Genomic DNA, 11,143 nt, shown 5'->3' with positions numbered 1-11,143 from the left:
GACACAGCTCTCCGGAAGATCGACGGATGGATTGAAGACTATAATGAAATCCATCCACACTCAGCGCTCAAAATGGCCTCCCCAAGGGAGTTCATCAAAGCATTGTCTCAATAGCTGAGCTGTCCGGCGAAATGGGGGGCACTCCAACACGCAAGATGTAGTCGATTCTACCATATCATGATTTTTGCGAAGCAATTCTGCCGGCAGAACCAAATTTGAACCCCCACGGGTCGGTCACCGCGGATGAAAGCCGAGCTCTGGCCCAAAGGCAATTTTCTCCTAGATAGGCAGAAATTGGCACGCGTTTGCGCGCCGAAGTCATTCAGAGCTTTTAAAACACGTGGTGAAGTTCAACGAAGAGGGGAATGCAATGATTTCGAAGACCTTGGCAGCGATGATTGCGGGCACTTTCGTTGCTGTCGCAGCCATCGCACCAGCCCATGCCGATGCGGTTAAGATCGGCAGCAAGAATTTTACCGAGCAGTTCGTCGTCGCTGAAATCTATGCCCAGGCTTTGGAGAAGGCGGGCGTTGAAGTGGATCGTCATCTGAATCTTGGCGCGACGCTTGTTGCGCACACCGCTTTGACCAACGGCGAAATCGATCTCTATCCGGAATATACCGGCACCGCTCTCGCGGCAGTGGTTAAGGGCGACCTGTCGGGCTCCGCCGACAAGATCTATTCCGACGTCAAGGGTTATTACGAGAAGAACCTGAAGCTGACGCTTCTCGAGCCGACAAAGATCAATAACGGCTACGCGATTATTACGCTGCCGGAGACGGCCGAGAAGTACAAGCTCAAGACCTTGAGCGACCTCGGCCCTGTTTCCAAGGACCTGACCTTCGGCGCAGAGGGCGGGTTCAGCGAACGCAAGGACGGTCTGCCGGGCTTGAAGCAGACCTACGGTATCGAATTCAAGGAGTTCAAGATATTCGCAAAGCTCGGAATTCGTTACAGCGCCTTGACCAGCAAGGACCTCGATGTCTCCTACGGTTTCGCGACGGATTGGCAGATCTCAGATAACAAGCTCGTCATCCTTGACGACGACAAGAACCTCTTCCCGCCTTACTATCTCGTGCCTGTCGTCCGTCAGGACGCTCTCGCTAAGAACCCCAAGATTGCCGAGGTACTGAACAAGATCAGCCCGCTGCTCAACAATGACACGATGCGTGGTCTCAACGCCAAGGTCGACCGCGACAAGGAAGAACCGGCAGACGTCGCCGCGGAATTCTTGAAGTCGCAGGGCATCTGATTACGGTGAAGGTTTTCATTCCCCCGGAAGCAAAATGCGGCCAAGTTCTCTGCTTGGCCGTATCGGCGTGACAGCAGGCAGGATCGTTTCCATTTGAACTGGGCACCTAAGCACATTCCCGAGATAGCGCTTGCCGTCTGGCAGCACCTTCTCCTGTCCAGCACGTCGGTGCTGATCGGCATGGTGATTGCGCTTGTGCTCGGAATTGCTTGCGCGAGGCGTCCAAGGCTCTACGCCTTTGCACTGACCGTGACGAATATCATCTTCGTTATTCCAAGCCTTGCGCTGTTTGCACTCTTGATCCCATTCGTCGGGCTTGGCATGGAGCCGGCGCTTATCGGGTTGTCCTCCTACTGTCTGCTGATCCTCCTGCGAAACGTCGTTACAGGCATTCGCGGCGTTCCGGCCGACGTGCTCGAGGCTGCAGACGGCATGGGCTACGGCCGCTGGCAGAGGCTTTTTCGGGTCGAGCTGCCGCTTGCGATGCCGCTGATCATATCAGGGACGCGCATCGCGCTTGTCACGGTGATAGGCATTGCCACGGTTGCGGCGTTCATCGACGGTGGCGGGCTTGGAACCATCATCCTGATCGGCATCGACCAGGAGTATCCCGAGAAAATATTTGTTGGTGGCATTCTGACGGCGCTTCTCGCGATCATCTTCGATTTCCTTCTGACGCGCGCTGAAAAGCGGCTCGTTGGCTGGCAGTGAGGTTGGCGATGCTGAGCACGGCCTTCTTCTGGATTGTCGACCATCAGACGGAGTTTTTCCGCGCCCTTGGGCAGCACCTCCTGATGTCGGGCATTTCACTTGCCATCGCGCTGGTGATTGCGTTGCCGCTTGCGGTACTGATCGTGACCTATGGCCGACTGGCGTTCGCCGTGATCAATGTCATCAACGGCTTGAGGACGGTCCCGAGCCTGGCGATCCTGGCGATCATGCTGCCGCTTCTGGGCATTGGGCTCATGCCGTCAATCGTGGCTCTCACTGTGCTCGCGCTGCCACCTATCCTCCTGAACTCCTTTGTTGGCCTGCGCGACGTCGACGCGGACGCGGTCGAAGCTGCAATCGGCATGGGAATGAGCCGCAGCCAGCTATTGCGAAAGATCCGCATTCCGCTTGCTGCGCCCGCGATGTTTGCCGGTGCCCGCACTGCTGCCGTCCAGGTTCTGGCAGGTGCGACGCTTGCTCCTTTCATCGGCGGTGGCGGGCTCGGCGATTTCATCGCTACCGGCATCGGCGTGATGGACATGTCCCGCCTTCTGGTCGGCGCTGTGCCGATCGCTATACTCGCGCTGACGACCGAATTCGTGCTGGGGCGCGTCGAGAAACTGCTTTTTTCAGAGAGAGCTGCCGTATGATCCGCATGGAGAACGTCACCAAGCGCTACGGCGAAAGCACTGCGCCGTCGGTCGATGACCTGACGCTCGACGTGCCCGAGGGCTCGACAGTCGCGTTGATCGGCCCGTCCGGTTGCGGCAAGACGACGACGATGCGGATGATCAACCGCCTGATCGAGCCGACGGAAGGACGGATTTTCGTAAACGGCGAAAACGTCACGGAGGCTGATCCCGTGAAACTGCGCCGGCATATCGGTTACGTCATCCAGAACGTCGGGCTTTTTCCCCACATGACGATCGGCGAGAACGTCGCCGCCGTTCCGAACCTGCTAGGGTGGGAACAAGCCCGAACCGCCAAGCGCGTCGATGAATTACTCGATCTGGTAGGGCTCGATCCGGGCGAAATGCTCAAGCGTTATCCGCGTCAGCTTTCGGGCGGCCAGAGGCAGCGCATCGGCGTTGCCCGCGCTCTTGCGGCCGATCCATCCGTGCTGCTCATGGACGAGCCCTTTGGAGCGATCGATCCGATCGCCCGCACACGCCTCCAGGACGAGTTTCGCCAAATCCTGAAACGCGTTCGGAAGACCGTGGTGCTCGTGACCCACGATCTCGACGAGGCGATCCGCCTGGGCGACCGTATCGCCATCATGAAGTCGGGCAAGATCGTCCAATACGATACGCCGGACGCTATCCTCTCGCGCCCGGCAAACGCTTTCGTATCGAGTTTCGTCGGCATCGACAGGGCGATCAAACGTCTCAGTCTGTTTTCAGTTGAAGACGCGATGACGGCGGGACCGTCACCGATGACGGCCCCCAGTGTTCCAAGTAACGCCAATCTGCGCGAAGCCCTGTCGCTCATGGTTGCAGCAGATTGCGACCAGCTGGCGGTCGTCGACGGTGACGAGGTCATCGGGAGACTGACGCGCGATGCGATCTTTTCGATTTGAAAATGGAGATGTCCATGCTTCTCGGATTTTCGCTTACCCCTTTCGGACATCACTTGTCGGCGTGGCGCGACGGCGCGGACGTCAAAGAGCTTTCATTTGAGGCACTTCTGTCGCAGCTGGTAAAGGTTGAGAACGCCGGCTTCGACTTCGCGCTGATCGCGGACCTCCATGGTGCTAGGCCGCTGGATGCGCTGTCTTCTATCGCGACACCCTTCGAGCCCACGACGCTCGTTGCCGCGTTTGCCACCAAGCTTGAGCGTCTCGGGTTGCTCGCAGCAGCGGCCACATTTCAGCACGAGCCCTACAATCTTGCACGCCGCTTTGCATCGCTCGATCAGATCAGCCAGGGCCGCAGCGGCTGGTTTAACATCCCGTCAGCGGGTGAGCCCGCGCGCGACCGTGAGTATATCGATCTCGTCCGGGCTCTCTGGGACAGTTTCGAGGACGACGCGTTTGTGTACGATAAGCAGAATGCCCGCTTCTTCGATCCCACCAAGATGCATGTTCTCAATCATCAGGGCGAACATTTCTCGGTCCGGGGACCGCTGAACGTCAACAGGTCGCCTCAGGGCCGGCCGGTTATCGCGCACCTTTTGACGACTGCGGACTATGCCCTCGCTGCCGAGTTCGGCGAAGTGGTCCTGCTTCAGGAGACATCGGGAGAAGGCACAGTCGAAGCTGTTCAATTGTTCGAGGCCGCGCTGGAGGCGGCTGGTCGCTCGCGCGGCGATGTGCGGCTGCTGTCGAACGTCGTTCCCTTTGCCGCCGCCACCCGCGAGATGGCGCAGGAACAGTATGACAGCCTGCAGAGCATAGATTCCGGTGGGCCTGCGGGGCTTGTTCCGATCGGCAGCTTCACCGAAATCGCCGACGCGCTTCAGACGTGGCAAATAGCGGCGAAGGTCGATGGTTTCACGATCCTGCCGCCGACATTGTCGGCCGCGGACGCCTTCACTGCCGACGTTGTGCCGGAAATGCGCAGGCGAGGGCTGATCGAGGCAAAAACAGGCAAGACGTTGCGGTCGCATCTTGGACTTCCACGTCCTCCCCATCCTGCCACTGAAGAGAGTGCATCATGAGCAGCGATCGCAAGATGCGTCTTGGCGCCTTTCTGATGGCCGGCGGCCATCATATTTCTGCCTGGCGTCATCCCGACGCCCACGCGCCGGCTGGTGTCGATATTGCCCATTTCATCGAGCTTGCGCGCACAGCGGAACGTGGCAAGTTCGACATGATCTTCGTGGAGGACGCAGCCGCAATCCGCGAGCGCAATCCGGATATGGCGAGCCAGGCGGCCCGCTCCACCGGGTTCGAGCCCTTGAGCCTGCTGGCGGCCCTTGCCGTCAACACCTCGCATGTCGGCCTCGTCGCAACGGCGTCGACCACCTACAATGATCCCTATGGGCTGGCCCGGACCTTCGCCTCGCTCGATCAACTGAGCGGCGGTCGGGCGGGGTGGAACCTCGTGACGTCGGCGAGCGAGCTGGAGGCCGAGAATTTCGCAAGCAGCGGCTTGCGTCCGCATTCGGAGCGGTATGAGCGTGCCGAGGAGTTCGCCAACGCGGCGCTCGCTCTGTGGGATGGCGTCGACCAGGGGGCGTATCTTCCGCGGGGGGAAGGGAGGTTCTTCGACCACGACAGGCTCCATCCGCTCTCCCATCGCGGAAAGCACTTCACCGTCGGGGGGGTGCTCCAGAGCCAAAGGTCGCCGCAGGGCCGCCCCATCATGGTTCAGGCAGGAGCTTCCGACGTCGGCAAGGAACTGGCGGCGCGTACTGCCGATGTGGTGTTCGCCGCGTCGCAGACGCTGGGGGAGGCCAAGGCTTACTACGACGACGTCAAAGCGCGGATGGTCAAATACGGCCGCCAGCCCGACGACATCAAGATCATGCCGGGCATCTCGCCGATCATTGGGTCCACCGAAGGCGAGGCGAAGGCCAAATATCGCGAGCTCCAGGAACTGATCCCGGACGCGGTCGGCGTCGCCTTGCTGGCGAGCTATCTCAGTATCCAGGACCTCTTGGCCTATCCGCTCGACGGGCCTCTACCCGACATGCCACCGACCAATCTGATCCAGAGCCGGCAGCAGTTGATCATCGATCTCGGCCGGCGCGAGAACCTCTCCATTCGCGAATTGGCTCGCCATTTCGCCGGTGCGCGCGGCCACTGGCAGGTCGTTGGGACACCCGAACAGATCGCCGACGCGATGGAAGAGCGTTTCAGGGCAGGGGCTGCTGACGGTTTCAATGTCATGGCACCGCTGTTTCCTTCGGGGCTTGAGGATTTCGTTACCCATGTTGTGCCGGAACTACGCCGCCGGGGCGTCTTCCGCGAAACTTATGAAGGCAGCACCTTGCGCCAAAACCTCGGCGTCGGTGCGCCGTCCAAACGATAAAAGAGATGACAATGGACCCGATCTATATCGACTACCTGAACGCCTTCGACATCGAAGCACTGGCATTGACGGACGCCGAAATCCTCGCTGCCATCGAGACATCGCTCAAAGCCCAGGGCAATGGCCAGACCGTCATCGAGCCACGGGTCCACCTCGAGCCCGACCCGAGTTTCCACGGACATTTCAACGTGTTGCGCGGCTATGTTGCACCGATCGGCCTTGCAGGGGTCAAGGTCGTCGGCGATTACGTCGACAACTATAAACTTGGCTATCCCTCCGAATTCGGCGTGCTCAACCTCTTCGACCCGCGCACGGGCGTGCCGAAAGCGATCCTCGACGCGACTGTCATTACTGATATGCGCACCGGCGCGGTTACCGCGCTCGGCGCGCGCCACCTCGCGAAAAAGAACTCCAAGGTGCTCGGTCATATCGGTGCGCGGGGTACGGCCTACTGGAATGTCCGTCTTCTCGACCATCTCTTCGATTTCGACGAAATTCGCGTTCATTCGCGACGAACTGAAAGCCGCGAAGCCTTCGGTGCTAAGCTGGAAGCCGATCTCGGGAAGAAGATAACCGTCGTAGACAACTGGCGCGACTGCGTGGAGGACGCCGACATCGTCGTCGAGGCATCGCGTCTTTCCGAACCAGAGCCGATGCTGAAGACGGAATGGATCAAGAAGGGTGCTTTCGTCGTCCCGTATGGGACGATGAGCGCGGTCGAACTATCGCTGACGGATATTATGGACAAGCTGGTCGTTGATGACTGGGGCCAATGCAAATCCGGCAAATTCGGCTCGCTGAGGGCTCACGTGGAGACCGGCCGGCTCTCGGAACAGACATTGCATGCCGAGCTTGGCCAGGTCGTCGCCGGGTTAAAGACGGGGCGCGCGAACGACGACGAGACGATCCTACTTTGGCATCGTGGCCTGTCGCTGAGCGATATAGCCCTTGGGCATGCATTGTTGATGAAGGCCCATAAGGAAGGCATCGGCCAGAGGCTCAGATTCGCATGACGATCGAGTTCTCCGGCGCAGATGTCACGATCGAGGATATCGCCGCGATTGCCAGAGATGATCAGGAGGTCGCCGCATCCTCAACCGTTCGCGGCCGTCTGCTGACCGCTCGCCGCATCCTCGAGGAGGCGGCAGCCGCCGGGCAACAAATCTACGGGATGAATACCGGCCTTGGGGCAAACCTCAAGACGGCGGTCACTGGCGATTTCGAGGCTTTCCAGCTGACCCTCATTCGTGGACGGGGGATGGCCGTCGGCGAGCCGCTGAAACGCGACGCGACGCGCGCGGTGTTGGCCACGCGGATCGCCACGCTGGCAGTTGGCGGCTCGGGCATCTCGCTTGAGACCTTCGAGGCGCTGCTTGCGATGCTGAATGCCAGGGTGCATCCTGTCATGCCGTCGCTGGGTTCGATCGGCGCGGGCGATCTCGTCGTCCTTTCTGCCATGGCCCGCTCGCTTGTAGGTGAGGGCGAGGCTGAGTTCCTGGGGACGCTCCACCCTGCGAAGGAGGCTTTGCGGCTGGCCGGCCTTTCGCCTGCCCGCCTGCTGCCGAAGGATGGGATTTCGCTCATCAACGCATCCGCCTTATCCGTCGGAACAGGCGCTCTGTTTCTCTTCGATGCGGAACGCATTTTCGACGCCCAGCGGAAGGCAGCCGGCCTCACATTCGAGGCGCTTGGTGGAAATCCGCTTATCCTGTCTCCGGGAATACAGTCCGCCCGTCCGGCAGCCGGGCAGGCAGAGGAAGCGGCGCGCCTGCTGAGCGCGCTCGAAGGATCGACACTGTTCGAGACAACAACGGCCCTGCAGGACCCTCTCAGCCTTCGCTGTCTCGCACCCATTCATGGTTCGCTGGCGACGGCGCTCTCTGCAGCCAAGGCCACTGTCGAGACCGAGCTTAACGCGGCGGCCGACAACCCGGTGGTGCTGATCGACGAAAAGCGGGTTCTGTCGAGCGGCAATTTTCATACACCATCGCTTGCACTGGTTTTCGAGACACTTGGCCTCGCGGTCGCTCAAGCGGCTTCGGCCTCCGCTGGCCGTTTCATCCAGCTGACCGGTTCGGCCAGAAATGGCTTGCCGCGCTACCTTTCTCCCACCGGCGGACCATCGGCCGGCTTCGTGCCCTTGCAGAAGACGGTCGCGGCGCTGATGGCTGATATCCGGCACAAGGCCAACCCGGTGATGCTCGATTTCCTCACCGTGTCCGAGGGCGTGGAAGACCATGCGACGCAATCGGCGCTTGCCGTTCGAAAATTCGGCACGATGCTCGACCTGTGGCGGCTTGTCATTGCCTGCGAATTACTCGCCGCCGCTCAGGCAGTCGACCTGCGTCCGCACCATCGGTGTGGTCGAGAGACGGCAAAGACGCATTCGTTCGTTCGCGTTTTGTCGCCGTTCGTTGAGGAAGACCGCCCTCTCGGCGAAGATGTCGCCGCTGTCGCTGACCAGCTGTTAAGGGTGTGACCTTTTCGCGCTGAAGCCGAGCGCCGATCGGCACGTCGCTTGGCTGGCGATCGCCGGTTTCACCTGGCTGACTGGGAAAAAGACCTCCCGCCACAGCTGGTCGATCTTCCTATATTCCGTGAATGAGAGGTCGTAAGCCACGGATTCTGACCGTGAATCGACGGTGTGCGCCACGAATGAGAGGTGTTGGTCATGCAACAGATAATTTCCGCTATTTCGCGCTTGGTGCTTCCGACCTCAAACGCTCCCACCGATTTTCTCGGAGGGTTTCGGCTGGAAGCCGATATTTGAGAATGACGAAATAGTCTTCTGCCAAAGAGCGGGTTCGTCCTCGGACTTTCCGCAGATCGTCGTTGGAGGACGACATCTCTCGCAAGGCTGGTCCCGGTCCAGCAGCAACATCGCTTTCGCACAACGTCCCCAGACAGGACGAAGTAGAGCCGCTCCTCGAAAAGTTGGTGCAGGCTAGGGAACTCATCCGCAAAGTTGACGCGCCCGGCCACGGGGCTTTCGTAGGTACGTCGACGACGCCGACGGCCACGCATGCGACATCGACGGCCTCGTGACCTTCGGCGAGTAACGAGGCAGAAGGTCGCATCTTCAAAGATGTAGTCGCCAGACACTCACCGATAGGAATCGCTCCGCGGCGCTCGGAACCTTTCGGGCTCTAAAGCGCTTCCGTCACCATCTTCGGTGGCAGGAGCAACACGCATGATTAACGATCTTTGGTACAAGAACGCCGTTGTCTACTGCTTGTCGGTCGAAACGTTTATGGACTCGAACGGTGACGGCGTCGGCGATTTCCAGGGGCTGCAGCGCCGTCTCGACTATTTGGCGGGCCTTGGCATCACAGCGATATGGCTCATGCCCTTCCAAACGTCACCAGGACGAGATGACGGCTACGACGTGTCCGACTACTATAACGTCGATCCTCGTTACGGCACGCTCGGTGATTTTGTCGAGTTCACGCATGGCGCAAAACAACGGGGCATTCGCGTTCTTATCGATCTCGTGGTCAACCACACGTCCGACGAGCACCCCTGGTTCAAGGAGGCAAGGGCGGATAAGGACTCCCGTTACCGAGACTGGTATGTTTGGTCGAAGACGAAGCCGGAAAACGCCGACGAAGGGATGGTGTTTCCAGGGGTCCAGAAGTCAACGTGGACGCGGGACAAGCAATCCGGCGAGTACTATTTCCACCGCTTCTACGATTTCCAACCCGACCTGAATACCGCGAACCCGCTCGTCCAGGCTGAAATTCTGAAAATCATGGGTTTTTGGATTCAGCTAGGCGTTTCGGGCTTTCGCATGGACGCCGTGCCTTTCGTCATCGCCGAGAAGGGAGCAGACGTCAAGAAACCCAGGGAGCAGTTCGAAATGCTCCGAGCGTTCCGTGAATTTCTTCAGTGGCGGAAGGGCGACAGCATCATTCTCGCCGAGGCCAATGTCGTGCCAAAGGAAAACCTTGAATATTTCGGCAATGACGGCGACCGAATGCAGATGATGTTCAATTTCCATGTCAACCAAGCGCTATTCTATGCAATGGCAAGTGCTGATACTCGACCGCTCGTCAAAGCGATGCGTGACACTGGAGACCTGCCGAAGACCGGGCAGTGGGGCGTCTTCTTGAGGAACCACGACGAACTTGATCTCGGCCGCCTCACGGAAAGTCAGCGGCAAACGGTGTTTTCCGCGTTCGGGCCAGAGAAGGGCATGCAGCTATACGATCGCGGCATTCGGCGCAGGCTTGCGCCCATGCTTGGGGGAGACGTCCGCCGGCTCAAGCTGGCGTACAGCCTAATGTATTCGCTGCCTGGCACACCCGTCCTCCGATATGGCGACGAAATCGGAATGGGCGATGACCTGACGCTTCCCGAGCGGAATTGCGCGCGCACCCCGATGCAGTGGTCCAACGAACCGCAAGGAGGTTTCACCAAAGGCGAGAAGCCGGTCCTACCGGTGATTTCCGATGGGCCATATGGATACGATCACGTCAATGTCGCGTTTCAGCGCCGAGACAGCGAATCCATGCTGAACTGGACCGAGCGGATGATCCGCATGCGGAAAGAGGCACCGGAGATCGGCTGGGGCGAATTCGCAGTCATCGACTGCGGTGATCCCGGTGTCCTGATCCTGCGTTACGAATGGAGGAGGAACGTATTGGCGATTATCCACAGCTTCCACGACAAGCCTGTCGAGATCAGTTTCCGGATCGAAGACAACGAGGACGCGTCGGTGCTGATCGACATTCTCGACGGCCACGATAGCCATATCGACCAAGGCGGAAAGCATCGAATGGTGCTCGAGCCGTACGGCTTCCGTTGGTATCGATCCGGCGGCCTGGACTACCTTTTGAAGCGTAGCGAAGTGTAAAGAGCGTCGACGGACGCGCATAACACGATTACGATCATAGCCGAAGACGAAAGCAATCGCCCGATGACCTTGATCGCCGCTGATCGGCTATTCGGATTTTCGTGTGGACACGCCTTCTTTTGAGAACACCGCCACGTTGTAACTAGAGATTCCGAACTACTGCCAAAAGGAATAGCCATCGAGGTGTTTGCGTTGGCTCTAAGGTTTCGCGTAGCATCACGGGATTCAGGGGGCGATAGCGGTCGCGCCTTCGCCAAAGCCGCCGGCAAACCTCTCCCGCTTTATGAGCCATATTTTTTTGGTCTCGACCAGACCGGAGGTTAGCGGGAATCCGGTTGGCTTTCGGATGGCCGTTCC

At 59.4% G+C, this 11,143-nt stretch carries 10 protein-coding genes; all 10 read left to right on the top strand.

Features of this window, described 5'->3' with window-relative positions; translation table 11 throughout:
* A partial coding sequence (locus AC1DJO_RS26500; protein ID WP_477831473.1) for an integrase core domain-containing protein occupies window positions 1–114 on the top strand: 114 nt, incomplete at its 5' end.
* Window positions 115–370: 256 nt separating this feature from the next.
* A complete protein-coding gene (locus AC1DJO_RS26495; protein WP_442208178.1) occupies window positions 371–1,252 on the top strand; it encodes a glycine betaine ABC transporter substrate-binding protein in 882 nt (293 codons plus the stop codon).
* A 93-nt stretch (window positions 1,253–1,345) separates the two neighbouring features.
* A complete protein-coding gene (locus AC1DJO_RS26490; protein WP_477973770.1) occupies window positions 1,346–1,963 on the top strand; it encodes an ABC transporter permease in 618 nt (205 codons plus the stop codon).
* Between the two features lie 8 nt (window positions 1,964–1,971).
* Window positions 1,972–2,613, top strand: coding sequence for an ABC transporter permease (locus AC1DJO_RS26485; protein WP_112389526.1), 642 nt, complete (start codon window positions 1,972–1,974; stop codon window positions 2,611–2,613).
* Complete coding sequence (locus tag AC1DJO_RS26480) at window positions 2,610–3,539, top strand: ABC transporter ATP-binding protein (RefSeq protein ID WP_112446072.1); 930 nt, start codon at window positions 2,610–2,612, stop codon at window positions 3,537–3,539. Before AC1DJO_RS26485 ends, AC1DJO_RS26480 begins: the two co-directional genes overlap by 4 nt.
* Before the next feature lie 14 nt (window positions 3,540–3,553).
* On the top strand, window positions 3,554–4,618 hold the full coding sequence (locus AC1DJO_RS26475) for an LLM class flavin-dependent oxidoreductase (protein ID WP_112540936.1): 1,065 nt from the start codon (window positions 3,554–3,556) through the stop codon (window positions 4,616–4,618).
* Window positions 4,615–5,934: an LLM class flavin-dependent oxidoreductase gene (locus tag AC1DJO_RS26470; protein WP_112446073.1), complete on the top strand. Its 1,320-nt coding sequence runs from the start codon at window positions 4,615–4,617 to the stop codon at window positions 5,932–5,934. The genes AC1DJO_RS26475 and AC1DJO_RS26470 overlap by 4 nt, the downstream gene beginning before the upstream one ends.
* Before the next feature lie 11 nt (window positions 5,935–5,945).
* Window positions 5,946–6,947, top strand: coding sequence for an ornithine cyclodeaminase family protein (locus AC1DJO_RS26465; RefSeq protein WP_112446088.1), 1,002 nt, complete (start codon window positions 5,946–5,948; stop codon window positions 6,945–6,947).
* Window positions 6,944–8,413 (top strand): HAL/PAL/TAL family ammonia-lyase, encoded by a 1,470-nt coding sequence (locus tag AC1DJO_RS26460; protein WP_477973767.1) that lies wholly within the window; start codon window positions 6,944–6,946, stop codon window positions 8,411–8,413. Before AC1DJO_RS26465 ends, AC1DJO_RS26460 begins: the two co-directional genes overlap by 4 nt.
* Before the next feature lie 711 nt (window positions 8,414–9,124).
* A complete protein-coding gene (locus AC1DJO_RS26455) occupies window positions 9,125–10,786 on the top strand; it encodes an alpha-amylase family protein (RefSeq protein WP_112446076.1) in 1,662 nt (553 codons plus the stop codon).
* Window positions 10,787–11,143: the final 357 nt, after the last annotated feature.

It is taken from the genome of Rhizobium sp. 05N430, from assembly GCF_056396985.1.
This window is presented reverse-complemented; position numbering and strand designations above follow the sequence as displayed.